Raw genomic sequence first — 25666 nt, 5'->3', positions numbered from 1 at the left:
AACCGTCGCGGGTGTCAGTGCCCGTCGTCGTCGCGGCGGTACAGCGTCTCCCGACGGGCGATGGCCTGGACCACGTAGGCCACGACGAGTAGCACGGCGGCGACGACGATCTCGATCCAGGCGGCCACGCCGTCCGCCACGGTCAGCCCGATCACCAGTAGCACCAGGCCGGCCAGCGCGAGCACGCCGCTCCACAGGCCCCGCCGTCGACGTACGACGTGCCGGCTTGGCGTGTTGCCTGTCACCGTCGGTCCTTCCGGTCCCGGTGCCCGGGCGGGCACCCCGCCTCAGGCTATCGACGTCGACGTCGGCGGAACCCCAGAACCGGGATGCGGTGACGGCTCGGCCCGGCGAGACTCCTGACGTGGCGTTCCTCCCCGGTCTGACCCTCGCCCGTCGCTTTCACGACGAGGTGATCGCACCGATCCTGCGCCGGCGCTACCCGGATCTGCGGTACGCGGCCGGGCGGCTCGACGGCGGCTCGGAGCTGCTCGGCCTGGATACGTCCCGCTCCACCGACCACGACTGGGGACCACGGGTTCAGCTCTTCGTCGCGGCGGCGGACGTGGCGCGGCTGCCGGAGCTGCTGGCCGCGTTGGAGGCGGATCTGCCGGCGGAGTTCCTCGGCTGGCCGACCCGGTTCGCCGGTGACGCGGTTCGGCTGGGCACCGTGGACGCGGCCGGCACCCGGCACGGCGTGAGCGTGGTCGAGGTGAGTGGCTGGTGGCACGAGCGGCTCGGGTTCGACCCGGCGGACGGGGTCGGCACAGCGGACTGGCTCGCCACCCCGACCCAGCGGCTCGCCGAGGTGACCGGCGGGGCGGTCTTCCACGACGAAATCGATCCCGGGCTCTCCGCCCGCCGTGCCGCACTCACCTGGTATCCGGACGACGTGTGGCGGCATGTGCTCGCCGCCGGGTGGACGCGGATCGCGCAGGCGGAGCATCTGCCGGGCCGCTGCGCGGAGGTCGGCGACGAGTTGGGCAGCCGGGTGGTGACCGCCGGGCTGGCCCGGGACCTGATGCGGCTCGCTCTGCTGCTGCACCGCCGGTGGCCTCCGTACGACAAGTGGCTCGGTACGGTCTTCGCCCGCCTGCCGGGCACGGCGTCGGTGGCGGCGGGGCTGGCCGACGCGCTCGGCCCGGGTGACTGGGCGCAGCGTGAGCGGGGGCTGGTCGTCGCCCTGGAGGAGTTGGCCGCCTGGACCGATGAGACCGGCCTCGCGGCGCCGGTGCGCGCCCGGGCCCGGCCTTTCCACCATCGCCCGTTCCTGGTCCTGGACGCCGGCCGGCTCGCCGCCGCGCTCTGCGACGCCATCACCGAGCCGGCGCTGCTCGGCCGCCCGCCGCTCGGCGCAGTGGACGAGTACCTGCACAACGTCGACCTGCTGACCGATCCGCGTCACCTTCGCCGGGTCGCCGCCGCGCTCGGCGTCGACGCGCCCGACGCCGGCTGAACGGGCCCGGGCCGTCCGGCGGTGCGCGCGTCAGGGGCCGGCGACCGGCTGCGGCAGTCGCACGGGCTCGGGGACCCGGTCGTGATCTGCGAGGTCGCGCAGCTTGCGCACGGGGGAGAGCAGCAGCGCCAGGGGTGCGCAGACCACCGCGGCCGCGAAGACCAGCAGCGTGGTCCGTGCGCCGAGGACGCCCGCCAGCGCACCGGCGACCAGGCCGCCGACGGGGATCGCGCCCCAGGAGACGAACCGGACGGTGGCCATCACCCGGGCGAGCAGGTCGGGCGGGCTGGCGATCTGCCGGTAGGTCCGGGTGGTCACGCTGAGCACCACCACGCCGCTGGCGAAGACGACGTTGCCTGCCGCGAAGGCCGCGTACGCCGGCCAGCCGGTGCCCAGGGGTACGAGGAACGCTCCGCCGACGGAGACCAGGCACGAGATGATCAGCGCCCGGGCGGTGCCGAGCCGACCGGTGATCCGCGGGGTGAGCGCCGCGCCGACGAGCGAGCCGACGCCTTCGACCGCGATCAGCAAGCCGACCAGCCCGGCCGGGGCGTGCAGGTCCCGCACCAGATAGAGCGGGTAGAGCGCGTACTGCGCGCCGCAGACGAAGTTGACAGCGGTCGCGGCCCACATGCCGGGACCCATGACGGGGTGGTACGCGACGAAGCGCCAGCCCTGCCGGATCAGCTCGCCCATCGGCGGCGAATGCTCCGGTGCGTCCGCGCGGCGGGCGGGCAGGGTTCGCAGCAGCACCGCGGAGGCCAGGTAACTGACGGCGTCCACCAGGAGCGTCGGCACCGCGCCCAGCGCCTGCACGGCGAGTCCGCCGATGGAGGGGCCACTGAGCTGCGTGGCGGCGTGGGTGGCGGAGGTGAGGCTGTTGCGGGACTGCAGTTGGTCGCGGTCGACGATGCTCGGCAGGAAGGTCGCGTTGGCCACGTCGAACAACACGTTGGCGAAGCTGATCACGAGCGCGGTGACCACCAGGTGGGCGACGGTGAGCTGGTCCCACCACCAGGCGAGCGGCACCGACGCGACGGCCACGGCGCGGGCGAGATCGGCCCCGACCTGGGTGCCGCGCAGGGGCAGCCGCTGCACGATCACCCCGGCCGGCAGGCCGATGACGATCCAGGCCACGTAGCTGGACGCCGCGATCAGGCCCAGCTCGAACGGCGTGGCGTCGAGCGCGGTCAGCGCGGTCAGCGGCAGCGCCACCGCGCTGACCGCCGAGCCGACCGCGCTCGTGGTGAAGGCGGTCCACCAACGCCAGAACACCCCGCTTCCGCCTGTGCTGCCCAAATCAGCCACCCCCGTCGACCCGAACCAGAGAGTTCCAAATTGAAACGGACTATAGTCGAGACGGGTCCGAGCGGTGGAGGTGGGATGTGCGACGGGTCGACCTCGCGGACGCGGACTGCGGCATAGCGCAGGCACTGGGCGTCCTGGGTGACTGGTGGACCTTCCTCATCGTGCGCGACATCGCCGGCGGGACGACCCGCTTCGACGCGCTGCAACGGGAGTTGGGCGTCAGCCGGCGGGCGCTGACCGAGCGGCTGGGCGCGCTCGTCGAGCACGGGGTGCTGGAGCGCCGGCCGTACTCGCAGCACCCACCCCGCTACGACTACCTGCTCACTGGCAAGGGCGAGGGGCTGTTGCCGGTGTTGCTCGCCCTGCAGGACTGGGGCACCCGGCACCTGATGGGCGACGGCGAGCTCACGGCGACGGCCGAGGTCGGGTCGGCCGAGGCGCGACGGGCACACGACCTGGTCGGCCGGCGGCTGCCGGACGTGATCCTGCCCGGGCCCGACGGCCGTCCGGTCGCGCCGGCGGCGGCCGGCGAGTGGACGGTGCTCTACTTCTTTCCCGGGGCGTACGCGCCCGGCAGCGCGGGCTATCCGCCGGGATGGGACGAGATCCCGGGTGCGCGGGGCTGCACCTTGGAGTCGACGACCTACGCCGACCGGTACGCGAACTTCCAAGCCGCCGGCGCCCAGGTGCGCGGCATCAGCACCCAGCGCCCCGACCAGCTCGCCGACTTCGCCGCGTACGCCCGGTTGCCGTTCCCGCTCCTGTCCGACCAGGACGGCCGCCTCGCCGCCGGACTGCTGCTGCCGACGTTCCGCGCGGGCGGCGTCGCGCGGCTGAAGCGGTTGACCCTGCTCGTCGACGCGGCGGCGGTGGTCCGTGCGGTCCAGTTCCCGGTGACCGACCCGGCCGGCTCGGTGGACGAGATGCTCGACCAGGTCCGGCGGCACGGCTCGGCCTGACGCCCTCGTGCCCGTCGTCCGGCGCGACGGTCAGCGACGGCCCCCTGCCAGGTCGGCAGGGGGCCGTTCCCCGCTGTCAGGGCAGGACCCACCGCTGGTTGGCGCCGGCGAAGCAGTCCCAGATCTGCAGCCGGGTGCCGTCCGCCGAGCTGTTGTCGGTGGCGTCGAGGCACTTGTTCGACGCCGGATTGCGCAGCGTGCCGTTGGACTGGGCCTGCCACACCTGGGCGCCGGTGCCGTTGCAGTCCCACAGCTGGATCTTGGTGCCGTTCGCCGTGCCGGCGCTGGTGACGTCGGCGCACTTGCCCAACGCGCGCAGGGTGCCGTCGCCGCCCACCGTCCAGCGCTGGGCGGTGGTGCCGTTGCAGGTGTAGAGCTGGATGGGCGTGCCGTTGGCGGTGCCGGCCGCGGCCACGTCCACGCACTTGCCGCCGATCCCGGTGATCTGGCCGGTGCGGCCGGTCGGCGGTGGGTTGCCGCCACCGCCCATGACGGTGTCGTAGATCGCGCTCACCAGAGAGGTCGAGTCGTTGCGGTCCTGCGACAGCTCCCAGTTCATCATCCCGCCGGCGTTCGCCATCGCCCACTGGGTCTTCCGCTTGACCGTCGGTACGCCGTTGTAGCACTGCTGGACGCCGCCGACCGTGGTGCAGTCCCGGTTGGCGTTGGCCGGGTCCATGCCCACCAACGCGGTGTAGGTGTAGTAGCCGGGCCGGCTGTAGAACGGCACGCCGAACACCGCCTTGGCCGCCGGCAGGCCACGAGCCTTCCAGCCGTTCACGCTGTTGATCGACCAGTCGTAGTTGGCGTGCGGGCTGCCGCCGTCGTACGCCATGATGTTGAGCCAGTCGACGTAGCCGAACACGGCCGTCGGCACGCCCTGGACGTAGTAGCCCTCGGAGACGACCGCGGCGGTGAGCAGCTTGCCCTGGGGGCGCAGCGCGTTGCTGAGCTGCTGCATCAGCAGGCTGTAGTTGGTGGCCGAGGCGCCGGGGTCCGGGTACTCCCAGTCCATGTCGACGCCGTCCAGGTTGTACTGGTTGACGAAGCTGACCACGCTGTTGACGAACGTGGTGCGGCTGCCGGAGTTGGCGGCGAGCGCCTCGAAGGCGGAGTCGTCGCCGTCGTTCCAGCCGCCGATCGCGATCGACACCTTGACGTTGTTCGAGTGGCCGAGCGACACCAACTGGGAGAGCTTGCTCGGGTTCTCCACGGCGCGCAGGGTGCCGTTGCTGTTCGGCAGCACGAACGCGTAGTTGATGTGGGTGAGCTTGCTGTACTGGACGCTGGTGACGTTGCCGGTCCAGGACGGCAGATAGCCGACGCTCTTGAAGTTGTTCGGCAGTACCGCCGCCGAGGCGGTGGCGGGGGACAGGGCGACAGTCGCGCCGACGGTGGTCAGCGCGAGCAGGCCGGCCGCGAGGGCCGAGCGGCGGGGTCGTGGTCTGGACATCGAGGGCCTTCCCGTGGACGGGTCGCGGCGCGTACCGCCCCGGCCGGGGCGTACGGGTGGATACAGGGACGTCTGCCTCGAGGCAGCCAAATCTTAAAGAGTGTTAACTATCCGAGTCAATGATGTGTTTCGATGAATGGGAGAGCGCTTCCCGGCACGCCTGTCGGCTAGGCCGGTCCCCAAACGACCGTTAAGCTGACGGCGTGGAATCCGACGAGCTCTATCCGCCGGAGCGGCTGGCCGCCGCCCGCCGCGCCACTGTCGCAGCCGGGCTGGACGCACTCCTGCTCACCCCCGGCGCCGACCTGCGCTACCTGACCGGCTACCAGGCGCGCGCCGGCGAGCGGCTGACCTGTCTCGTGCTCCCCGCCGAGGGGGAGCCGACGCTGATCGTGCCTGCCCTTGAACGACCCGCCGCGGAAGCCTCCCCCGCCCCGGCCACCGGCGTACGCATCGTCGACCACGCGGACGGGACCGACCCGTACCCGCTGGTCGCCGCCGCCCTGGGCGGGCCGGTAGGCACCGTCGGGCTCGCCGACCGGATGTGGGCCGAACAGGTGCTCGCCCTGCGCGCGGCGCTGCCCGGCGCCCAGCAGCGACTCGCCGGCGAGGTGCTGCGCGAACTGCGCATCCGCAAGTCGCCCGCCGAGGTGGCGGCGCTCGCCGAGGCCGGCGCGGCGATCGACGCCGTGCACCGACGGATGGGGGAGTGGCTGCGTCCCGGCCGCACCGAGGCGGAGGTGGCCGCCGACATCGCGGCGGCGATCCGGGAGGCCGGCCACGTCACCGTGGACTTCGTCATCGTCGCCGCCGGCCCCAACGGCGCGAGCCCGCACCACGACACCTCCGACCGGCCGATCGGGGCCGGTGAGCCGGTCGTGGTGGACATCGGCGGCACCATGTCGTCGGGCTACCGCTCCGACTGCACCCGCACGTACGTCTCCGGCGGCCCGGCGCCGACCGAGTTCAACGACTACTACGCCGTCCTGGCAGAGGCGCAGCGCGCCGCGGTGGCAGCCGTACGCCCCGGGGTGAGCGCCGAGGCGGTCGACGCGACGGCCCGCGACGTCATCACCGGCGCCGGCTACGGCTCCGCCTTCCTGCACCGCACCGGGCACGGCATCGGCCTGGACGGCCACGAGGAGCCGTACGTGGTGGCCGGCAACGCCCGGCCGCTGGAGCCCGGCATGGCGTTCTCGATCGAACCCGGCATCTACCTGGCGGGGCGGCACGGCGCCCGGATAGAGGACATCGTCGTCTGCACGACGGACGGCGTTCAGCGGCTCAACATCACCTCCACGGAGCTCATCGCACTATGACTGTCGACCGGATCCTCCCCACCGACGAGGCCCACGACCTGCTGGACCTCGCCACCGAGCTCGCCGACCGGGAGCTCGCGCCCAAGGTCACCGGGCACGAGGAGCGCGCCGAGTTCCCTCGCGAGGTGCTGCGCACTCTGGGCCGGGCGGGCCTGCTCGGCCTGCCGTACCCGGAGGAGTACGGCGGCGCCGCCCAGCCGTACGAGGTCTACGTGCAGGTGCTGGAGATCCTGGCCAGCCGTTGGCTCGCGGTCGCCGAGGCGGTCAGCGTGCACACGCTCTCCTGCTACCCGGTGGCCCAGTTCGGCACGGCCGAGCAACGCAAGCTGCTGCCCGACATGATCGGCGGAGAGCAGCTCGGCGCGTACTGCCTCACCGAGCCGCAGGGCGGCTCGGACGCCGCGGCGCTCACCACCAAGGCGGTGCGCGACGGCGACGCGTACGTGGTGACCGGCACCAAGGCGTGGATCACCCACGCCCGCACCGCGGACTTCTACAACATCTTCTGCCGTACCGGTGGGCCGGGCCCGAAGGGCATCTCCTGCCTCCTGGCGGACCGGAACACGCCCGGCATCGAACCGCAGGCCGCCGAGCGGACCATGGGGCTGCACTCCTCACCCGTGGCGCAGATCGCCTTCGACGGCGCCCGGGTGCCGGTCGAGCGGCTGGTGGGCCGCGAGGGGATGGGTTTCACCATCGCGATGTCCGCACTGGACTCGGGCCGGCTCGGCATCGCCGCCTGCGCGGTGGGGCTGGCCCAGGCGGCGCTGGACTACGCGGTCGGGTACGCCAGGGAACGGCACCAGTTCGGCCGGGCCATCATCGACTTCCAGGGGCTCGGCTTCACGCTGGCCGATCACGCCACCCAGATCTCCGCGGCACGCGCCCTGCTGCTGGCGGCCGCGCGCCTGCGTGACGCCGGGCGGCCGTACGCCACGGAGGCGGCCAAGGCGAAGCTCTTCGCGACAGATGTGGCGATGCGGGTGACCACCGACGCGGTGCAGGTGCTCGGCGGAGCGGGCTACGTCGTCGACCACCCGGTGGAGCGGTACATGCGGGAGGCGAAGGTGCTCCAGATCGTCGAGGGCACCAACCAGATCCAGCGGCTGCTGATCTCCCGGGCGCTGGCTAAGGGCTGAGGCGAACCGGGGTGGTCGGGCCGGCGCGCGTTGTGCCGATCATCGCGCCGGCCCGCGCCGCCTCATCGCCGTACGCCGGTTTTCCCGGTAGTTTGCACGCCGTGGAGGAGACCGACCGCGCCATCATCGCCGCACTGACCGCAGACGGCCGGCTGTCGTACACGGACCTGGCCGAGAAGGTGGGCCTGTCGGTGTCCGCCGTGCACCAGCGGGTACGCCGATTGGAACAGCGGGGCGTCATCAAGGGGTACGTGGCACGTGTCGCGTTCGAGGCGCTGGACCTGCCGTTGACCGCGTTCGTGGCGATCCGGCCGTTCGACCCGTCCCAGCCCGACGACGCGCCCGAGCGGTTGGCGCACCTGCCGGAGATCGACTCGTGCTACTCGGTCGCGGGCGAGGACTTCTACATGCTGCTGGTGCGGGTGGCCGGTCCGGCGGACCTCGAGCGACTGCTCCAGGAGATCCGCACCGCGGCGAACGTCACCACCCGCACGACAGTGGTGCTCTCCACGCCGTACGAGAACCGGCCGCCGAAGATCAGTGCCGGACCGGCGAGTCGGGCGCGGTCCCGGGCGCCGGAGGAGCGGGCTGGTTCCAGCGCAGGATGACCCGCCGGCCGTGCTCGTGGCCGAGCACGCTCACCGTGGCGGTGTCCAGCCGGAGGAGACCGCCCGCGGACGGGGGCAGGCCGATCCAGCGGGCGCCGAGCACCCGCAGGCTGTGCGCGTGGCCGACCAGCGCGACGGTGCCCTGATCGAGCAGGGGAGCGACCCGGTCGAGCACGTGGTCCAACCGTTCGCCGACCTGGGCGGGGGACTCGCCGCCCGGGCAGCCGTCGGTCCAGATGTTCCAGTGCGCGTCGTCCTGGTGGATGTCGACGGTGGTGCGTCCCTCGTACTCGCCGTAGTTCCACTCGACGAGGTCCTCGTCGACGGCGTCGACGGTGAGACCGGCGAGTTGGGCGGTGCGCAGCGCCCGAACCCGGGGGCTCGCCAGCACCTTGACGAAACGGCGGCCGGCGAGGAATGCGGCGAGGACGCGGGCCTGCCGCTCCCCGTCGGCGGTGAGCTCCAGGTCGGTGTACGAGGTGTGCCGGCGGCTCGCGCTCCAGGTCGTCTCGCCGTGCCGGATCAGCAGGAGCTCTCCCATGAACCCAGTCAACCACGAGCCGGGCGGTCATCCGGGCGCAGGTGGCGGGCGGGCGTTACCGGTCACGCAGTGGGTGCCGAGCGGGTGAGCGGGGAGGCCGGAGCCGGCGGGACTTCCGGGGCGGCGGCCTCCAGTTCGCTGATGCTGCCCGACATGATGGTGCGAACGTGCTCGGTGATGTGCTCCGGCGGCCAGTTCCACCAGGCGACCGCCAGCAGCCGGGCGACGTCCTGCTCGTCGTAGCGGGTGCGGATGAGGCGGGCCGGGTTGCCGCCGACGATGCCGTAGTCGGGTACGTCGCGGGTGACCACGGCGCCGGCGCCGATGATCGCACCGTGGCCGATCCGTACCCCGGGCATGATCGTCGCGCCGTGGCCGAACCACACGTCGTTGCCGACGACGGTGTCTCCCCGGTTGGGCAGGCCGGTGAGCAGGTCGAAGTGTTCGGACCAGGAGCCGCCCATGGTGGGGAAGGGGAAGGTCGAGGGGCCGTCCATCCGGTGGTTGGCGCCGTTCATGATGAACCGCACGCCCGTGCCCAGCGCGCAGAACCGCCCGATGATCAGCTTCTCCGGCCCGTAGTGGTAGAGCACGTTTCGCGTCTCGAACGCGGTCGCCTGGTCCGGATCGTCGTAGTAGGAGTACTCCCCGACCTCGATCAGCGCAGAAGTCACCAGCGGCTTGAGCAACACCACGCGCGGCTGCTCCGGCATCGGATGGAGGGTCGTCGGGTCGGCAGGTAGGGGCATGGGTCCCTCATCGGTCTCGGGTCGGCTTTCCGCCCATGATCGTCGCCTCCCGCCGGTCGGCGACAGCCATTTACCCCGTCCTGTCGTGCCCGGGTTCCCCGGGTCCGGAGCGTTCCGCCGATCCGGTCGACCGGTAACCTATCTTCCTAGGATGCCTTACGCAACGTGCGCCCGCGCACCTCGTTTGCGCCGAGCCACACCGGGCACGCACGGGGGGGAACGCCGCGACCAAGGAGGCGAGATGAGCTTCACCGACAAGGCCAAGAACAAGATGGAGCAGATGACCGGTGCCGCGAAGGAGCGGATCGGCGATATGACAGACAACGAGAGCATGCGGGCAGAGGGCGCCACGCAGCAGAGCGAGGCGCGGGTCAAGCAGGCCGGTCAGAGCGCCAAGGAAACCGGCAAGAACGCGCGCGACGCCTTCCGGTGACGGTGTGAGCGGCGGCGGCCCAGGGGTTGATCCCTGGGCCGCCGCTCCGTTTTCGCCGCCGCCGGTCGAACTACCCTCAGGGCGTGACCGTGCTGCGTTCGTTGCTGCTCTTCGCCCTGGCCGCGCTCGCCGAGATCGGCGGGGCGTGGCTCGTCTGGCAGGGGTGGCGGGAGCACCGGGGGCTGTGGTTCGTCGCCGCCGGAGTGGTCGCGCTCGGTATCTACGGCTTCGTGGCGACGTTCCAGCCTGATCCGAACTTCGGGCGGATCCTCGCTGCGTACGGTGGTGTGTTCGTGGCCGGGTCGCTGGTGTGGGGTGTGCTGGTGGACGGGTTCCGCCCAGACCGGTGGGACGTGACCGGTGCCGTCATCTGCCTGTTCGGAGTCGCGGTGATCATGTACGCGCCGCGTTGACGGCCGGTTCGGTGCGGTGTCCGTCGACCAGCAGCATCGCGGTCATCAGGAGGATCAGCACGGCCAGCTGCAGCGCCGCGTTGACGGTGGCGCCGATGGGCGTGCTGGCGAGCACCAGCGCGGCGGTGATCAGCCGGCTGCGGGCGGCGCCGGTACGCAGGACGCGGCGCGCGTCGGCGATCGCGACCAGGAACAGGGCCACACCGGAGCAGAGGGCGAGCGCGCTCGGCCATCCGGCGGGTTCGGTGGGGTGCGCGACGACGGCGTGCAGGCCGGTGGCGGCGACGATGGCTCCGAGGAGCAGCAGGAAGTGCAGGAGGATCCAGACGCGGGCGGCGTACCGGCTGCGGGTGCCGGGTTCCGCGTGGGCGAGGGTCGTCTCGGACGGCCCGGTGTCGGTGAAGTAGGTCCACCAGAGGGCGGCGGGCAGGGCGAGGGCCATCACGACCGCGGCGGTGGTGCCGGGGCCGAGGTGCTCGAGCGGGGTGCCCATGCCGATACCGACGACGATCTCACCGAAGGCCACGATGACCAGCAGGCCGTGCCGTTCGACGAAGTGGGCGGCGCTGATGTTGAAGCTTCCCGCCGCGCCTAGCCAGGAGTGCCCGGGCAGCAGGTACGGCAGGAAGGTCTGGGTGAAGACGGCGGCGGCCCAGAGCGCGGGTACGGCGGGGCCGGTGAGCAGGCCGGCGGCGATGACTAGCAGCGCGGCGCCGAGGTTGTAGGGCGCGAGTCGGCGAACGCCGGCTCGGGCGCTGCTCTGGCTGAACAGGGTGAGGTGTACGACGACCACCACGAGGTAGCCGATGCCGAAGAGTAGGCCGCTGCCGGTGAAGGCGTCGGGGATGGCGATGGCGGTGAGCAGGAAGCCGGCCATACCGGCGAAGAGGAGGAGCTTGCGGGCGGGTCGGCGGGGTGGCACGTGGTTGGTGAGCCAGGCGTAGCCGGTGTAGAGGTACCAGAGCAGCCCGAAGATCAGGAATGTGCGACCGAGGCCGGTCCAGTCGAGGTGTTCTTCGAGGAGTCGGACCAGTTGGGTGATGGTCAGGACGAAGACGACGTCGAAGAAGAGTTCGACGGGGGTGACCCGGTCGGCGGTGTCCGGTTCGGTGTCGCGCCGCGCAGGGGTCATGTGGGTGCAGGGTAGTTGGCCGGTGGGTGGGGGCGGGTGGGGGCGGTGTCCCGTCACCCCCGCGTCGGGCGGGGGTGACGGGCTGTTGTTGTCAGTCGTCGCGGTGTTCGGTCCACCATGCCTGGCCGGATTCGGGCAGGGTGTCGATCGGGTCGTAGTAGGCGTAGCGGCGGTTGAGGGCTTCGAGGTCGGCGGACTCGATGGAGGTGCGGTAGTTCTTGGTCCAGTAGGAGATGCCGCGTTCGCGGTCGTACTCGGTGAGCATGTGTACCCAGCGTTTGCCGACGAAGGGGACGTCGCAGACGATCCGTGGGGTGGCGTAGCCGGGTAGGTAGCCCATGATGTCGTGCTGGAGTTGCTGGGCGTGCCAGACGGGGACCCGCCAGTGTTCGGCGTTGGGGATCATGTCGCACATGTAGAAGTAGTACGGCAGGATGCCCGCTTCGCCTTGGAGGGCGAAGCAGAGGTCGAGCAGGTCGCGGCTGGTGGCGTTGACGCCGCGCATGAGGACGCCCTGGTTGCGGACGTCGCGGACACCGACGTCGAGGGCGGTCTGGGCGGCCTTGGCGACCAGTGGGGTGAGCGACTGGGCGTGGTTGACGTGGGTGTGGATGGCGAGGTTGACGCCGCGGCGGGCGGCGGTGCGGGCGACGCGTTCGAGACCTTCGACCACGTCGGGCTGGAGCCAGTGCTGCGGTAGGCCCATGAGGGCCTTGGTGGCGAGCCGGATGTCGCGGATGGTCTCGATTTCGAGCAGGCGCATCAGGTACGACTCGAGGTTGCGCCAGGGCACGTTGGCGACGTCGCCGCCGGAGACGACGATGTCGCGTACGCCGGGGTGGGCCTTGAGATAGGTGATGTGTGCGTCGTAGCGGTCGACGGGTTTGAGGGTGAGTTTGAGCTTGTCGACGGCGGGGGTGGAGTTGCCGACGAGGTCCATGCGGGTGCAGTGGCCGCAGTACTGCGGGCACGTGGAGAGCAGCTCGGCGAGGACCTTGGTGGGGTAGCGGTGGGTGAGGCCCTCGGCGACCCACATGTCGTGTTCGTGCAGTGAGTCGCGGCTGGCGTAGGGGTGTGAGGGCCAGTCGCTGCGCCGGTCGGAGGCGACGGGGATCATGTAGCGCCGGATCGGGTCGGCCAGGAACGCCTCGGTGGTCATCGGGGCGAACGGGACCATGGTGTTGAGCATCTGCGGCGGTACGAGCATCGACATGGTGGCGTGCGCGCTCTGGTCGGTGGCGAGGTCGTCGTAGAAGGTGTCGTCGACGAGGTCGCCGAGGACGGCGCGGAGTTGCTTGATGTTCTTGATGCAGTTGACCCGTTGCCATTGGGCGGATTCCCACTGTTCGCGGGTGACGTTGCGCCAGCCGGGGAAGCGGGTCCAGTCGGGTTCGACGAGTGGGGTTCGTCGGTATTCGTAGGGCTGGCCGGCGGTGGGCGCGGCGACCGGGGTGGGGCGGGCAGTGGGGATGGTCTCCACCGGTTGGGTCTGGGTCACGGCCCCTCCTCGTGTGGTGCGTGTTGATCAGCCGCCCGAAGGCTACTGGAAAATCTCCGGCCTAGAAATTAGTCTGCCGGAAGTTTTCCCGCGATGCGAGCCTTGACCGGGGCTTCGGGCGGCTGGACAGGGGGAGGTCGGCGTGACGTCACCGGTGGGTCTGCACCGCGTCGTGGAACCGGCGGGGGTGCTGCCGCAGGCGGCCTGGCGGCTGGATGCGAGTCCGGAGATCGCGGCGAACGAGGTGCGGATCCGGGTGGAGCGGCTGAACCTGGACGCGGCGAGCTTCCGGCAGTTGTGGGAGAAGCACGGCGGTGACGGTGACGCGGTGCGCGCCGAGGTGCTGGAGATCGTCACGACCCGGGGCAAGATGCAGAACCCGGTGACCGGTTCCGGCGGGATGCTGATCGGCACGGTGGAGGAGGCGGGCCGGCGGTCGCCGCTGGGGCTCAAGACGGGGGACCGGGTGGCGACCCTGGTGTCGTTGACGTTGACGCCGCTGGTGATCACCGACGGTTTGGCGCGCTGGGACGGTCGCAGTGAGCAGGTGCCGTGCGACGGGTACGCGATCCTGTTCGCCCGGTCGATCGCCGCGGTGTTGCCGCCGGACGAGGATCCGCAGTTGTCGCTGGCGGTGCTGGATGTGTGCGGGGCGCCGGCGCTGACGGCGCGGGTGGTGTCACGGTATGTGACGGATCGGGCCCGTGCGGGGGACGCCCGCCCGGTGACGGTGGCGGTGATCGGCGGGGCGGGTAAGAGCGGCTCGCTGTCTCTCGCGGCGGCGCGGCGGGCGGGCGCGGGTCGTACGGTCGGCGTGGTGCCGGTGGCGGCGGAGCGGGACGCGCTGACGGCGGCGGGGCTGGCCGATGCGGTGGCGTTGGCCGACGCCCGGGATCCGGTGGCGGTGTCGACGGCGGTGACCACGGCGTTGGGTGTGCCGGCGGACGTGACAGTGGTGTGCGTGGACGTGCCGGGTTGCGAGCACGGGGCGATCCTGGGTACCGCGGACGGCGGCACGGTGATCTTCTTCTCGATGGCGACGAGTTTCGCGGGGGCGGCGTTGGGCGCGGAGGGCCTGGCGGCGGACGTCACGATGCTGGTGGGCAACGGGTACGTGCCGGGGCACGCGGAGTTGGCGTTGGGGTTGCTGCGCGCGGAGCCGGGGGTCCGTCGGCTCTTCGAGTCCCGGTTGGCGGCAGACTGAGGTCATGACGAACCCCTCGACGTTGTACCGCGGTGGCGTGTTGCACAGCCCCGCCGACCCGAACGCGACCGCGCTGCTGGTGTCCGATGGGCGGATCACCTGGCTGGGGGTGGACGCGGACGCGCCCGCCGCCGACCGGGTGGTGGAGCTGGGCGGGGCGTTGGTGACGCCGGCGTTCGTGGATGCGCACGTGCACGCGACGGATACCGGGTTGGCGTTGTCGGGGCTGGATCTGTCGGGGGTGCGTTCGGCGGGGGAGCTGCTGGACGCGGTGGCCGGGTTCGCGGCGGGGTTGCCGGCGGATGCGGTGGTGCTGGGCCACGGCTGGGACGAGTCGCGCTGGGGCGCGCCGCAGCTGCCGGACGCGGAGGTGTTGGACCGGGCGGCCGGTGGTCGGCGGGTGTATCTGTCGCAGGCGTCGATTCATTCGGCGTTGGTGTCGCGGGCGATGCTGGCGGCGGTGCCGGAGGTGGTGGCCGCGGCGGGGTTCGACGAGTCGGGGTGGGTGCGTCGTGACGCGCACCACGTGGTTCGGGCGGCGGCGTTCGCGTCGGTGACGCGGGCGCAGCGGGTGGCGGCGCAGCGGGTGGCGTTGGCGCACGCGGCGTCGCTGGGTGTCGCGGCGGTGCACGAGTGCGGTGGGCCGGAGATCTCCGACGAGGACGACTTCACGGGGCTGCTGGGCATCTCGGGTGCGGGCGTGCCGGAGGTGTACGGGTACTGGGGTGAGTTGGGTGGCGCCGCGCGAGCCCGGGAGCTGGGTGCGGTGGGTGCCGGTGGTGATCTGTTCGCGGACGGTGCGTTGGGTTCGCGTACGGCGCATCTGTCGCAGCCGTACCTGGACGGGGAGGGTGTCGGGCACGGCTATCTGTCGGCGGAGCAGGTGCGCGAGCATCTGCTGGACTGTGCGGCGCACGGGTTGCAGGGCGGGTTCCACGCGATCGGGGACGCGGCGATCGGCACGGTCCTGGAGGGGTTCGCGGCGGTGGTGCGGCGGTTGGGCGTGGAGCGGGTGCGCGCGGCGCGGCACCGTATCGAGCATGCGGAGATCGTGGACAAGCGGTTGATCGCCGGGTTCGTGGAGTACGGGATCGTGGCGAGCATGCAGCCGGCGTTCGACCGGTTGTGGGGCGGCGCGGGTGGCATGTACGAGTCGCGGTTGGGGTTGGCGCGGTCGTTGGCGTCGAACCCGATGGGTGCGATGCATTCCGTTGGGGTGGCGTTGGCGTTCGGGTCGGATTCGCCGGTGACGCCGGTGGACCCGTGGGGGTCGGTGCGGGCGGCGGCGGCGCATCACAGTGCGGCGCAGCGGATGAGTGTGCGGGCGGCGTTCGCGGCGCACACGCGTGGCGGGTGGCGGGCGGTGCACCTGGACAACGAGGGGGTTCTCGCGTTGGGTGCGCCGGCGACGTTCGCGGTGTGGGACACGCCGGCGGGGGTTGATCGGGGTTTGCCGGTGTTGCTGGCCGACGATCCGGAGTTGCGGGGGCCGCAGGATCCGACGCCGCTGCCGGTGTGCCGTCGCACGGTGTTGCGCGGTGATGTGATCTACGAGGAAGGGTCTGCGTGAGGAAGCGAACCATCGGGCACGGCGGCGTGGCGTTTCGAAGCGGGGCGGCGGCGTGACCGGGAAGCTTGATCTTGATCCGGTGCTGGTGGCGCGGGCGCGGGAGTTGGCGCGGCGCGCGGGGCAGCCGGTGGTGGACCTGGCCCGTAGCCATACGACGGTGTCGGTGGAGCGGGCGGTGTTGCGGCTGGCCGGGGTGACCGGCGCCGACCCGGACGGTATTCCGTGGGTGAACCGCCTGGTGGATGCGGTGGTGGCGGATGTGGGTCTGGGCCACGGGGTGGCGGCGGCGGTGTTCGACGCGCTCGCCCGGGAGGATCTGACGGATGTGACGTTGCTGGCGCAGAAGGCCGCTGCCGGTTCGGTGCGGTTCAGCCGGCCCACCGGTAAGGCGGCCACGGCTGCCCGCCGGGCGGCCCGGCGGGCGGTCGCCGCGGGGGTTCGGCAGATCGATCGGCGCAGAGCCGAGCGGGATCGTCTGGTGAAGCGGTACGGGGATCCGAAGCAGCGGCCGTGGATCTACCTGATCGTGGCGACGGGTGACATCTATGAGGACATTCCGCAGGCTCAGGCGGCGGCGCGGGCGGGCGCGGACGTGATCGCGGTGATCCGGTCGACGGGGCAGTCGCTGCTGGACTACGTGCCGGAGGGTGCGACGCGGGAGGGGTTCGCCGGCACGTACGCGACGCAGGAGAACTTCCGGTTGATGCGGGCGGCGTTGGACGTGTCGTCGAAGGAGCTGGGCCGGTACGTGCGGTTGACGAACTACGCGTCCGGGTTGTGCATGCCGGAGATGGCGACCCTGGCGGGCCTGGAACGCCTGGACATGATGTTGAACGACTCGATGTACGGGATCCTGTTCCGGGACATCAATCCGATCCGGACGTTCGTGGATCAGCGGTTCTCGCGGCAGGTGCACGCGCGGGCGGGGATCATCATCAACACCGGGGAGGACAACTACCTCACCACCGCCGACGCGGTGGAGGAGGCGCACACGGTGACGGTGTCGCAGCTGCTGAACGAGTTCTTCGCGCACGAGGCGGGGTTGGCGGACTGGCAGTTGGGGTTGGGGCACGCGTTCGAGATCAACCCGGATGTGCCGGAGTCGTTCCGGCTGGAGTTGGCGCACGCGTTGCTGGCGCGGGAGTTGTTCCCCGACGCGCCGCTGAAGTGGATGCCGCCGACGAAGCACATGACCGGGGACGTGTTCCGCGGGAACCTGCTCGACGGGTTCTTCAACCTGGCGGGGACGCTGACCGGGCAGGGCATCCTGCTGGTGGGGATGATGACCGAGGCGGTGGTGACGCCGTGGTTGTCGGACCGGGACATCGCGTTGCAGAACGTGCGTTACGTGCTGGGCGCGGCGGGTGGCTTGCACGAGGATTTCGTCCCGGCGCCGGGCGGGTTCATCCAGCAGCGGGCGTACGCGGTGCTGCGTGAGGCGGTGGACCTTTTGGAGCGTATCGGTGGGCAGTCGTTGTTGACGGCGATCGCCGAGGGCACGTTCGGCATCATGAAACGCCCACCGGACCGGGGCAAGGGCCTGGACGGGGTGGCGCGGCACGAGGCGGACTACTGGAATCCGGCCACGGAGATTCTCGAGGCGCAACCGGCGGGTGTGCGCGGTGACGTCGCGGGCGCGGGTGTGACGGCGGGCCGGTCGTGAGCGCGGACGGTGTCGAGAAGAAGATCGTGCGGCCGTACGGGGACACCACCGGTGACGGGATGGTGCAGGTGTCGTTCACGCTGCCGGTGCCGCACGACAAGCGGGCCGAGGGTGCGGCGATCCAGTTGGCCGGGAAGATGGGCATCGACCCGGCGATGCTGGTGCACGCCAAGCAGATGGGCGACGGGTACACGTTCTTCGTCGTGTACGGGCGGGTGAACCATCTGGTGGACGTGTCCGCGGTGCAGGTGGTGGAGCGCGACTATCCGCTGCTGTCGGCCAAGGAGGTCAACGCCCTGGTGCGGCAGAAGTTGCGGCGCAAGTTGTCGGTGGTGGGGGCGTGCATCGGCACGGACGCGCACACCGTCGGCATCGACGCGATCCTGAACGTGAAGGGCATCGCGGGGGAGAAGGGCCTGGAGTACTACCGGGAGTTGAAGGTGACCAACCTCGGTGCGCAGGTGAGCGTGCCGGAGCTGGTGGAGGCGGCCCGGGTGGAGAGGGCGGACGCGGTGCTGGTGTCGCAGGTGGTGACGCAACGCGACGCGCATCTGCACAACACGCGGGAGATGTCGGCGGCGTTCCGGGAGGCCATGCCGGCGGGTCGGCGTCCGTTGCTGATCGTGGGCGGGCCGCGGTTCGACGAGACGATGGCCGACGAGTTGGGTGTGGATCGGATCTTCGGCCGGGGCACCACACCGGGTGAGGTGGCCAGTTACCTGACGCACGCGCTGGTCACGAACAGGAAGGCGAAGGCATGACGGGGCAGGATCCGCGGTTGGGGTTGACGGTGACGCACCGGCGGTACGTGCCGTACTCGCACGCCCACTACGCGGGGAACCTGGTCGACGGGGCGTACGCGTTGGGTTTGTTCGGGGATGTCGCCACCGAGGTGTGCATCCGCACCGACGGCGACGAGGGGTTGTTCGCCGGTTACGCCGACGTGCGGTTCCTCGCCCCGATCCGGGCCGGTGACGTGGTGGAGGTGACCGCGCGGGTCGCCCGGGTCGGCACCCGTAGCCGGACGTTGGAGTTGAGCTGCGCGGTGGTGTGCCGGGGCCGCCCGGACCGGGGTGAGTCGGCCGCGGAGGTGCTCGACCCGCCGGTCGTGGCGGTCACCGCGACCGGCACGGTGGTCGTGCCGCCGGCGGCGTGACCGTCGCGGTCTGCGCCGACGTCGGGTCGACGTACACGAAGGTGGCGGTGGTCGACCTGGACGGCGGTGAGCTGGTGGCGGCGGCCGCGGCGCCGACGACGGTCGGCACGGACGTGCTGCACGGCCTGGACGCGGCCGTGGCGGCGGCGACCGCCGGCCTGGGGGTCCGGGACCCGGCCTGGTACGTGTGTTCGTCGGCCGGCGGCGGGCTGCGGTTGGCGGTGGTCGGCTACGAGCAGCTCGTGACCGCGCAGGCGGGCCGGCGGGTGGGTCTGTCGGCGGGCGCGAACGTGGTGCACGTGGCCGCCGGCCGGTTGGGTGCCGCGGAGCTTCGCGCGTTGCGGGCGGCCCGCCCCGATGTGGTGTTGCTGGTCGGTGGCACCGACGGCGGGGACGCCGAGGTGTTGACGCACAACGCGACCCGGCTGGCCCGGGCCCGGTGGCGGGTGCCGGTGGTGCTGGCCGGCAACGTCGAGGTGCGGGCGGAGCTGGCGGCCGTGTTGGCGGCGGCCGGGGTGCCGGTGACGGTGGCCGACAATGTGCTGCCCCGCATCGGGGTGCTCGCGCCCGCCTCGGCGCGGGCGGCGATCCGGGAGGTGTTCCTGCGGCACGTCATCGGCGGCAAGCGGCTGTCGCGGGGGGCCCGGTTCGCGCGGTTGGTGCGGGCGGCCACCCCGGACGCGGTGCTGACCGGGGTGGAGGTGCTCGCCGACCGGGTCGGCGGGGACCTGGCGGTGGTGGACGTCGGTGGGGCCACCACCGACGTGTACTCGGTGCTCACTCCCGACGAACGGGCCACCGGGCCGGGCCGTGAGGTGGCCGGTTCGCTGTGGCGGGCCCGCACCGTGGAGGGGGACCTGGGGATGCGGTGGAGCGCGCCGGGGGTGGTGCGGGCGGCGGCCGAGGAGCGGCTGCTCGGCCCCGGGGAGCAGGAGGAGCTGACGCGGGCGGCGGCGGTGCGGGCCGCCGAGCCGGGGTTCCTGCCCGCCGGCGCGGCGCAGCAGGCGGCGGAGTGGCGGATCGCTGAGCTGGCCGCGACGGTGGCGCTGCGCCGGCATGCCCGTGGTGGCGCCACCGGTGAGCGGGCCGGCCGGGACCTGCGGGACGTGCGGCTGGTCGTCGGTTCGGGTGGTGTGCTGCGGCACGCCCCGGCCGGGCAGGCGGTGCAGGTGCTCAGCGCGGTGCTGGCCGATCACGCGGGTGGGTGGCCGCTGCCGAGGGCGGCGCGGCCGGTGGTGGACGTGGAGTACGTGTTGGCTGCCGGTGGGTTGCTCGCGGCGGAGCATCCGCGGGTGGCAGGGGTGTTGCTGGGCCGGCATCTGGGTGCGGACTGATGTTTCCCGTCACGACACGCCGGTCGGCGACACGCGACAGGCCGGGGGCGGGTTGACAGGGCCCGGGGGGCAACACGTACCGTCTTTGAGTCCTACTACGGGAAGCGGCTGTTGTTCGCTTCGTCCCTTCGTCCGCTGGCCGAGCGACACAGTTGTTCGTCGCGGCGGCCAGGTCCAGCGGGCGGGGGTCGGCGGGGCGGCGCGAACCGGCCGCGGTAACCGGTGTACGGGTGGAGTGAGGCGCACGGCCAGTAGACAACGGCCCGGCGGGGGCAGCCAGTCCGCGTCTGGTCGGTCCGAAGGTCGGCGTGCCGCATTCTTGCCCCACCGGCCGGGAAGGGCCTGGGAGCATCGGGGCGCGGCGCTGGCCGCGCCCCGATTTTCGTTTCCGGCCGCCGGCGGCGGTGTCAGCGGGCGTGGGGACGGGCCCGTACGTGCAGGCGTTCCCCCTGCGGGCCGAAGAGGTTGATGACCTCGGCGGTGTCGGGGCCCGGGTTGAGCAGCCGGTGCGGCAGCCGGGTGTCGAACTCGGCCACCTCCCCCGGGGTGAGGATCAGGTCGTGGTCGCCGAGCAGCAACCGGAGCCGGCCGGAGAGCACGTAGAGCCACTCGTAGCCCTCGTGGGTCTGCTGTCCGGGGTCGCCGGTGGGGGTGCCTGGCGGCAGGATCTGCTTGAACGCCTGCGGTCCGCCGGGGCGGCGGGTCAATGGCAGGAACGTCATGCCGTGGCGCACGATCGGGCGGGCCTGTACGCGTGGGTCGCCGACGTGGGGTGCGCCGACGAGTTCGTCGAGGGGCACCTGGTGGGCGCGGGCCAGCGGCAGCAGCAGTTCCAGAGTGGGGCGACGGCCGCCGGACTCCAGTCGCGACAGGGTACTCACCGAGATGCCGGTGGCCTCGGCGAGCTGACTCAACGTGGTGCCGCGCTGCTTGCGTAGCGCCCGCAGCCGTGGGCCGACCTCGGCGAGCAACACCTCGTCGTTTGCCATAACGGCAAGAATACTTGTCGGCCGTCCGGTGGGCGGGCACCGTGGGTCGCGACGGAGACGACCAGGAGGTGCCAGGTGGGCGACAGGTACGACGTGGTGGTGGTCGGCGGCGGCGCGGCCGGACTCGCCGGGGCGCTCGCCCTGGCCCGGGCGCGCCGCTCGGTGCTGGTGGTGGACGCCGGCGAGCCGCGCAACGCCCCCGCCGACGGTGTGCACAACTTCCTGACCCGGGAGGGCACCCCGCCGGGTGAGCTGCTGGCCGCCGGGCGGGCGGAGGTCACCGGCTACGGCGCTCGGATCGTCCGCGGCCGGGTCGAGGTCGCCGCCCGCGACGACGCCGGGTTCACCCTCACCCTCGACGACGCGACGCAGGTGCGCGCCCGGCGGCTGCTGGTCACCACCGGGCTGGTCGACGAACTGCCCGACGTGCCCGGCCTGGCGAAGCGGTGGGGGCGGGACGTGCTGCACTGCCCGTACTGCCACGGGTGGGAGACCCGCGACCGGCGGATCGGGGTCCTCGCCACCAGCCCGACCGGCGTGCAGCAGGCGCTGCTGTGGCGGCAGTGGAGCCCGCACGTGCTGCTGCTGATCCACGGCGCGCCACAGCCGAGCGGCGACGAGCTGGAACAGCTCGCCGCCCGGGAGATCACCGTCGTGGACGGCCCCGTCGAGGAGCTGGTGGTGGCCGGTGACGCGCTCACCGGGGTGCGGCTGGCCGACGGGGCTGTCGTCGACCTCGACGCGCTGGTGGTGGCGCCCCGATTCACCGCCCGCGCGGGGCTGCTCGCCGAGCTCGGCCTCACCCCTGTCGAGGTGGAGCTGGGCGGGCACGTGTTCGGCACCCAGATCCCCGCCGACGCGACCGGCGCCACCACCGTGCCGGGGGTGTGGGTGGCCGGCAACGTCGCCGACCTACGCGCCCAGGTGATCAGCGCCGCGGCCGCCGGCCTGACCGCCGGCGCGGCGATCAACGCGGACCTGGTGGCGGAGGACACCCGCGAGGCCGTGCGGGAACGCCGGCACCGCGTCGCGACCATGTTCACCGAGCAGGCGTGGGAGCAGCGCTACGCGTCCCGGCCGTCGGTGTGGAGCGGACGACCCAACCCGCAGCTGGTGGCCGAGGCCACCGCCTTGACCCCGGGCCGGGCGCTGGACGTGGGCAGCGGCGAGGGCGCCGACGCGGTGTGGCTGGCCCGGCGGGGCTGGCGGGTCACCGCCGTGGACATCTCCCGGGTCGCGCTGGAACGGGCCGCCACGCACGCCGGCGACGCCGGCGTCGCCGACCGCATCGAGTGGATCCACGCAGACGTGCGGGAGCAGCCACCCGCCGAGGTCGGCTACGACCTGGTGAACGCCCAGTTCATGCACCTGCCCGGCAACGAACGCGACGTCCTGTTCGCCCGGCTGGCCGCTGCCGTCGCCGCGGGCGGCACCCTGCTGATCGTCGGGCACCACCCGTGGGACCTGCGCACCAGCATCAACCGGATGCACCTGCCGGAGATGATGTACACCGCCGAGGAACTCGCTGCGGCGCTCGACCCGACCGGGTGGGACGTGCGGGCCGAGGCGCGGCCCCGTACGGCGGTGGACCCGCAGGGACGGGAGGTCACCATCCACGACGCCGTTCTCGTGGCCCGCCGCCGTTCGTGACGGGCCTACCCGGCCGGGTAGCCTTCAGCACCGTGATCGTGCTGAGGCGCCCGTGACGACCGTCGACCCGGACGAGAAGCGAACCGACGCGGCGCAGCCGCGCCCGGCCGCCCCGCGTCCGCTGCCGCTCGCGGTCGCGGTGCCGGTGGCGGTCGCGGCGGGTCTGGCGCTGCTGGTGGCGTTCCCCCCGTACGGGGTGTGGCCGCTGGCGCCGGTCGGGGTGGCGTTGCTGGCCGCCGCGACGCACCGGCGGCGGCTGCGCGCCGGCGCCGGTCTGGGTTTCCTGACCGGGGTGGCGTTCTTCGCGCCGCTGCTGGCCTGGACGAACCTGCACACCGGTCTGCTGCCGTGGGTGCTGCTGTCGCTGCTTCAGGCCGGCTATCTGGCGCTGCTCGGCGCCGCCACGGCCTGGGTGTCGCCGCTGGTCGACCGGGTCCGGTGGTGCTGGGCGCCGCTGACCGGGGTGCTCTGGGTGGGGCAGGAGGCGCTGCGGGACCGCACGCCGTTCGGTGGATTCCCGTGGGGGCGGCTGGCGTTCAGCCAGGGCGACTCGCCGCTGCTGCGGGTGGCCGCGCTCGGCGGCGCCCCGCTGGTGACGTTCGCCGTCGCCACAACCGGTGGGCTGCTGCTGGCCGCCGGGTGGCGGCGGTGGGACGTCGGCCGGTGGCGGCAGACCCGGTGGTGGCTGCCGGTGGCCGGGCTGACCGCCGGGGCGGTGCTGCTGTGCACGGCGGGACTGCTGGTGCCGGTGGGACGCGCCGGCGGCGGCGCGACGGTCACCGTGGCGATCGTGCAGGGCAACGTGCCGCGCCTGGGTCTGGACTTCAACGCCCAACGGCAGGCGGTGCTCAACAACCACGTCGACGCCACCCTGGAGCTGGCCGGCCAGGTCGCCGCCGGTACGCGGCCGCACCCGGATCTGGTGGTGTGGCCGGAGAACGCCAGCGACATCGATCCGCTGCGCAACCCGACCGCCGGGGCGCGGATCTCCCAGGCCGCCGACACGATCGGCGCGCCGATCCTGGTCGGCGCGGTGCTGCTCGGCCCCAACGCCGGGCAGGTCCGCAACGCCGGCATCCTGTGGCGCCCCGGCAGCGGCCCCGATCTGGACCAGCTGTACGTGAAGCGGCACCCGGTGCCGTTCGCCGAGTACGTGCCGCTGCGGAACATCGCCCGCATGGTCAGCAAGCAGGTCGACCGGGTACGTACCGATTTCGTCGCGGGGAGTACCCCGGGCGTCGTGCGGGCCGGCAAGGTGCTGCTCGGCGACGTGATCTGCTTCGAGGTGGCGTACGACGAGGTGGTCCGGGACACCGTCACCGGCGGCGCGCAGTTGCTCGTGGTGCAGACCAACAACGCCACCTTCGACGCGGCTGAGGCCCGCCAGCAGTTGGCCATGGTGCAGTTGCGGGCGGTGGAGCACGGCCGGCCGGCCCTGATGGCCTCCACGGTCGGGGTGTCCGGGTTCGTCGCCCCAGACGGGCGGGTAAGCGACGCCACCGGGTTCAACACCCGTGAGGTGGTCGTGCGGCAACTGGCTCTTACCGACGGGCGCACGCTGGCCACCCGGGTGGGACTGTGGCCGGAGGTGGTGTTGGCCGGCCTGGCCGTGGCCGGCCTGGCCGCGGCGGCGGTATTGCGCCGCCGGCAGCGCGTCGGGCCCGGATAGGCCCAGCCGGTACGCCGGCGGGGAGCGGAGGGGGGACCGTGAGCGAGGCGACCGACCCGACACGTCGCGCAGGCGTCAACGGCGTCGGCAGGGTGCTGGTGGTGATCCCCACCTACAACGAGGCCGACAATGTCAGTGACATCGTGGGCCGGGTACGACAGGAAACACCCGCGGTGGAAATTCTCGTCGCCGACGACAACAGTCCCGACGGCACCGGGGTGATCGCCGACGCGCTCGCCGCCACCGACCCGCGGGTGCACGTGCTGCACCGAAAGGGCAAGGAAGGGCTGGGCGCGGCCTACCTGGCCGGTTTCGAGTGGGCACGGGAACGCGGCTACGACGCGGTGGTGGAGATGGACGCCGACGGGTCACACGCCCCCGAGGACCTGCCGGCGCTGCTGGCCGCCGCCCGCGACGCCGACGTGGTGATCGGGTCGCGGTGGACCAGGGGCGCCCGGGTGGTGAACTGGCCGCTGCGGCGGCTCGCGTTGTCCCGCTGCGGCAACCTGTACGCGCGGCTGGCGCTGGGCATGCCGGTCTCCGACGCCACCGGCGGCTACCGCGTCTACCGGCGCGGCGCGTTGGACGCGATGGACCTGTCGTCGGTCTGCTCGCAGGGCTACTCGTTCCAGGTGGAGCTGTCCCGTCTGGCGCACCGGGCGGGCATGCGGATCGTCGAGGTGCCGATCACCTTCGCCGAGCGGGAGCACGGCAGCAGCAAGATGAACGCGCTGATCGTGGCCGAGGCGCTGTGGCGGATCACCAGCTGGGCCGTTCAGGACCGCGGACGGGCGTGGCGGCGTGGCACGGGTCGAGCGTCGTGACGTTGAGCCCCGGCGTGTCATGCTGGACGGGGGCGCCCGGCGCCAAGGGCGCCGCGGGACGACCGATGGGGTGAGATGCGCCGAGGACTGAGGTTCGTACCACTGGCCCTGCTGGGCGCGGTGGCGATCGAGCTGGCGGTGTTCGTCCTGGTGGGGCGGGCCGTCGGGTTCGGGGTGGCGGTGCTGCTGGTGTTCGCGGTGTCGCTGCTGGGGCTGGTGCTGCTGCGTCGCGAGGGAATGCGCGCCTGGCGGGGTTTCCGCGCCGCCGCGCAGGCCGGGCAGCCACCGGGACGGCAGGTGACCGACGGGCTGGTGGGTTTGCTGGGGTCGCTGTTGCTGGCGGTTCCCGGGCTCGTCAGCGGCGTCGCCGGACTGCTGCTGCTGGTGCCGCCGGTGCGTGCGCTGGCCCGTGCCGGTGTGCAGCGGGGCGCGGAGCGGCGGGTGTCGTCGATGGTCGCCGGTGACCTGTTCGGGCCGCGCCGGGTGCGGGTGCGTCGAGGTGAGCCCCAGCCACCGCCTCGCCCCACGCCCGATGAGCAGCCCGTGCTGGTCGACGAGGGCCGGGCGATCGAGGGTGAGATCGTCGAGCGTTGAACGTG

The 25666-nt window shown here is 72.4% G+C and carries 25 protein-coding genes; 17 read left to right on the top strand and 8 right to left on the bottom strand.

All coding sequences use genetic code 11. The annotated features are described in order from the left end of the window. Positions 1 to 14: 14 nt before the first annotated feature. Positions 15 to 245 (bottom strand): hypothetical protein, encoded by a 231-nt coding sequence (locus tag BXA10_RS19520; RefSeq protein WP_076471837.1) that lies wholly within the window; start codon positions 243 to 245, stop codon positions 15 to 17. 119 nt (positions 246 to 364) lie between these two features. On the opposite strand from BXA10_RS19520, the gene BXA10_RS19515 reads away from it, so the two are divergent. Then, complete coding sequence (locus BXA10_RS19515) at positions 365 to 1456, top strand: DUF4037 domain-containing protein (protein WP_076471836.1); 1092 nt, start codon at positions 365 to 367, stop codon at positions 1454 to 1456. Positions 1457 to 1486: 30 nt separating this feature from the next. Here the strand turns inward: BXA10_RS19515 and BXA10_RS19510 are convergent, their stop codons facing one another. Then, complete coding sequence (locus BXA10_RS19510) at positions 1487 to 2731, bottom strand: MFS transporter (protein WP_245828315.1); 1245 nt, start codon at positions 2729 to 2731, stop codon at positions 1487 to 1489. A 110-nt stretch (positions 2732 to 2841) separates the two neighbouring features. Here BXA10_RS19510 and BXA10_RS19505 point away from each other — a divergent pair, with 110 nt between their 5' ends. After that, complete coding sequence (locus BXA10_RS19505; RefSeq protein WP_076471834.1) at positions 2842 to 3723, top strand: winged helix-turn-helix transcriptional regulator; 882 nt, start codon at positions 2842 to 2844, stop codon at positions 3721 to 3723. Between the two features lie 76 nt (positions 3724 to 3799). Here the strand turns inward: BXA10_RS19505 and BXA10_RS19500 are convergent, their stop codons facing one another. After that, positions 3800 to 5176 (bottom strand): glycosyl hydrolase family 18 protein, encoded by a 1377-nt coding sequence (locus BXA10_RS19500; protein WP_076471833.1) that lies wholly within the window; start codon positions 5174 to 5176, stop codon positions 3800 to 3802. Positions 5177 to 5379: 203 nt separating this feature from the next. Between BXA10_RS19500 and BXA10_RS19495 the strand changes: the two genes are divergently transcribed. From BXA10_RS19495 to BXA10_RS19485, 3 genes are all read left to right on the top strand, one after another. Beyond that, on the top strand, positions 5380 to 6495 hold the full coding sequence (locus BXA10_RS19495; RefSeq protein ID WP_076471832.1) for a M24 family metallopeptidase: 1116 nt from the start codon (positions 5380 to 5382) through the stop codon (positions 6493 to 6495). After that, a complete protein-coding gene (locus BXA10_RS19490) occupies positions 6492 to 7634 on the top strand; it encodes an acyl-CoA dehydrogenase family protein (RefSeq protein WP_076471831.1) in 1143 nt (380 codons plus the stop codon). The genes BXA10_RS19495 and BXA10_RS19490 overlap by 4 nt, the downstream gene beginning before the upstream one ends. Before the next feature lie 101 nt (positions 7635 to 7735). Further along, positions 7736 to 8242 carry an Lrp/AsnC family transcriptional regulator gene (locus BXA10_RS19485; RefSeq protein ID WP_076471891.1) on the top strand — a complete coding sequence of 169 codons (507 nt, stop codon included), beginning with the start codon at positions 7736 to 7738 and terminating at the stop codon, positions 8240 to 8242. On the opposite strand, the gene BXA10_RS19480 is transcribed toward BXA10_RS19485, so the two are convergent. After that, positions 8172 to 8783, bottom strand: coding sequence for a histidine phosphatase family protein (locus BXA10_RS19480; RefSeq protein WP_076471830.1), 612 nt, complete (start codon positions 8781 to 8783; stop codon positions 8172 to 8174). The genes BXA10_RS19485 and BXA10_RS19480 overlap by 71 nt on opposite strands. Before the next feature lie 62 nt (positions 8784 to 8845). Continuing rightward, positions 8846 to 9532, bottom strand: a complete 687-nt coding sequence (locus tag BXA10_RS19475; protein ID WP_076471829.1) for a CatB-related O-acetyltransferase — start codon at positions 9530 to 9532, stop codon at positions 8846 to 8848. Between the two features lie 241 nt (positions 9533 to 9773). Between BXA10_RS19475 and BXA10_RS19470 the strand changes: the two genes are divergently transcribed. Next, positions 9774 to 9965, top strand: coding sequence for a CsbD family protein (locus BXA10_RS19470; RefSeq protein ID WP_076471828.1), 192 nt, complete (start codon positions 9774 to 9776; stop codon positions 9963 to 9965). A gap of 83 nt (positions 9966 to 10048) precedes the next feature. Beyond that, positions 10049 to 10378: a YnfA family protein gene (locus tag BXA10_RS19465; protein ID WP_076471827.1), complete on the top strand. Its 330-nt coding sequence runs from the start codon at positions 10049 to 10051 to the stop codon at positions 10376 to 10378. Here BXA10_RS19465 and BXA10_RS19460 read toward each other — a convergent pair. Both BXA10_RS19460 and BXA10_RS19455 read right to left on the bottom strand, forming a co-directional pair. Continuing rightward, positions 10359 to 11510, bottom strand: coding sequence for a low temperature requirement protein A (locus BXA10_RS19460; RefSeq protein WP_076471826.1), 1152 nt, complete (start codon positions 11508 to 11510; stop codon positions 10359 to 10361). The genes BXA10_RS19465 and BXA10_RS19460 overlap by 20 nt on opposite strands. Positions 11511 to 11601: 91 nt before the next feature. Further along, positions 11602 to 13008 carry a KamA family radical SAM protein gene (locus BXA10_RS19455; protein WP_076471825.1) on the bottom strand — a complete coding sequence of 469 codons (1407 nt, stop codon included), beginning with the start codon at positions 13006 to 13008 and terminating at the stop codon, positions 11602 to 11604. Positions 13009 to 13150: 142 nt separating this feature from the next. On the opposite strand from BXA10_RS19455, the gene kdd reads away from it, so the two are divergent. The 6 genes from kdd to BXA10_RS19425 are packed head-to-tail and all read left to right on the top strand — an operon-like array spanning position 13151 to position 19935. Further along, on the top strand, positions 13151 to 14212 hold the full coding sequence (kdd, locus tag BXA10_RS19450) for an L-erythro-3,5-diaminohexanoate dehydrogenase (protein WP_076471824.1): 1062 nt from the start codon (positions 13151 to 13153) through the stop codon (positions 14210 to 14212). 4 nt (positions 14213 to 14216) lie between these two features. After that, a complete protein-coding gene (locus tag BXA10_RS19445; RefSeq protein ID WP_076471823.1) occupies positions 14217 to 15782 on the top strand; it encodes an amidohydrolase in 1566 nt (521 codons plus the stop codon). A 52-nt stretch (positions 15783 to 15834) separates the two neighbouring features. Continuing rightward, positions 15835 to 17445, top strand: coding sequence for a lysine 5,6-aminomutase subunit alpha (kamD, locus tag BXA10_RS19440; protein ID WP_076471822.1), 1611 nt, complete (start codon positions 15835 to 15837; stop codon positions 17443 to 17445). Beyond that, positions 17442 to 18206, top strand: coding sequence for a lysine 5,6-aminomutase subunit beta (gene kamE, locus BXA10_RS19435; RefSeq protein ID WP_281251440.1), 765 nt, complete (start codon positions 17442 to 17444; stop codon positions 18204 to 18206). The genes kamD and kamE overlap by 4 nt, the downstream gene beginning before the upstream one ends. Continuing rightward, positions 18203 to 18601, top strand: a complete 399-nt coding sequence (kal, locus tag BXA10_RS19430; protein ID WP_076471821.1) for a 3-aminobutyryl-CoA ammonia lyase — start codon at positions 18203 to 18205, stop codon at positions 18599 to 18601. Before kamE ends, kal begins: the two co-directional genes overlap by 4 nt. Further along, positions 18598 to 19935: a glutamate mutase L gene (locus BXA10_RS19425; RefSeq protein WP_076471820.1), complete on the top strand. Its 1338-nt coding sequence runs from the start codon at positions 18598 to 18600 to the stop codon at positions 19933 to 19935. The genes kal and BXA10_RS19425 overlap by 4 nt, the downstream gene beginning before the upstream one ends. Positions 19936 to 20342: 407 nt before the next feature. Here the strand turns inward: BXA10_RS19425 and BXA10_RS19420 are convergent, their stop codons facing one another. After that, a complete protein-coding gene (locus BXA10_RS19420; RefSeq protein ID WP_076471819.1) occupies positions 20343 to 20924 on the bottom strand; it encodes a helix-turn-helix domain-containing protein in 582 nt (193 codons plus the stop codon). A 75-nt stretch (positions 20925 to 20999) separates the two neighbouring features. Here BXA10_RS19420 and BXA10_RS19415 point away from each other — a divergent pair, with 75 nt between their 5' ends. The 4 genes from BXA10_RS19415 (at position 21000) to BXA10_RS19400 (ending at position 25661) form a co-directional block, all read left to right on the top strand. Next, positions 21000 to 22574, top strand: coding sequence for a bifunctional NAD(P)/FAD-dependent oxidoreductase/class I SAM-dependent methyltransferase (locus BXA10_RS19415; protein ID WP_076471818.1), 1575 nt, complete (start codon positions 21000 to 21002; stop codon positions 22572 to 22574). A 52-nt stretch (positions 22575 to 22626) separates the two neighbouring features. After that, positions 22627 to 24243, top strand: a complete 1617-nt coding sequence (lnt, locus tag BXA10_RS19410) for an apolipoprotein N-acyltransferase (RefSeq protein ID WP_076471817.1) — start codon at positions 22627 to 22629, stop codon at positions 24241 to 24243. Positions 24244 to 24281: 38 nt separating this feature from the next. Further along, positions 24282 to 25067: a polyprenol monophosphomannose synthase gene (locus BXA10_RS19405; protein WP_076471816.1), complete on the top strand. Its 786-nt coding sequence runs from the start codon at positions 24282 to 24284 to the stop codon at positions 25065 to 25067. A gap of 75 nt (positions 25068 to 25142) precedes the next feature. After that, positions 25143 to 25661 (top strand): FxsA family protein, encoded by a 519-nt coding sequence (locus tag BXA10_RS19400; protein WP_076471815.1) that lies wholly within the window; start codon positions 25143 to 25145, stop codon positions 25659 to 25661. Positions 25662 to 25666 lie beyond the last annotated feature (5 nt).

Origin of the sequence: Micromonospora avicenniae, from assembly GCF_900156065.1 — a bacterium.
Taxonomy (GTDB): domain Bacteria; phylum Actinomycetota; class Actinomycetes; order Mycobacteriales; family Micromonosporaceae; genus Micromonospora; species Micromonospora avicenniae.
Note: the sequence above shows the minus strand (reverse complement) of the source record. Positions and strands in the feature narration are given on the sequence as shown.

What these genes read in the sequence shown, in the direction of transcription:
- BXA10_RS19445 (WP_076471823.1), top strand. Translation starts at nt 14,217, where the DNA reads ATGACGAACCCCTCGACGTTGTACCGCGGTGGCGTGTTGCACAGCCCC.
- BXA10_RS19475 (WP_076471829.1), bottom strand. Translation starts at nt 9,532, where the DNA reads ATGCCCCTACCTGCCGACCCGACGACCCTCCATCCGATGCCGGAGCAG.
- BXA10_RS19470 (WP_076471828.1), top strand. Translation starts at nt 9,774, where the DNA reads ATGAGCTTCACCGACAAGGCCAAGAACAAGATGGAGCAGATGACCGGT.
- BXA10_RS19490 (WP_076471831.1), top strand. Translation starts at nt 6,492, where the DNA reads ATGACTGTCGACCGGATCCTCCCCACCGACGAGGCCCACGACCTGCTG.
- BXA10_RS19480 (WP_076471830.1), bottom strand. Translation starts at nt 8,783, where the DNA reads ATGGGAGAGCTCCTGCTGATCCGGCACGGCGAGACGACCTGGAGCGCG.
- BXA10_RS19460 (WP_076471826.1), bottom strand. Translation starts at nt 11,510, where the DNA reads ATGACCCCTGCGCGGCGCGACACCGAACCGGACACCGCCGACCGGGTC.
- BXA10_RS19500 (WP_076471833.1), bottom strand. Translation starts at nt 5,176, where the DNA reads ATGTCCAGACCACGACCCCGCCGCTCGGCCCTCGCGGCCGGCCTGCTC.
- kal (WP_076471821.1), top strand. Translation starts at nt 18,203, where the DNA reads ATGACGGGGCAGGATCCGCGGTTGGGGTTGACGGTGACGCACCGGCGG.
- BXA10_RS19420 (WP_076471819.1), bottom strand. Translation starts at nt 20,924, where the DNA reads ATGGCAAACGACGAGGTGTTGCTCGCCGAGGTCGGCCCACGGCTGCGG.
- BXA10_RS19400 (WP_076471815.1), top strand. Translation starts at nt 25,143, where the DNA reads ATGCGCCGAGGACTGAGGTTCGTACCACTGGCCCTGCTGGGCGCGGTG.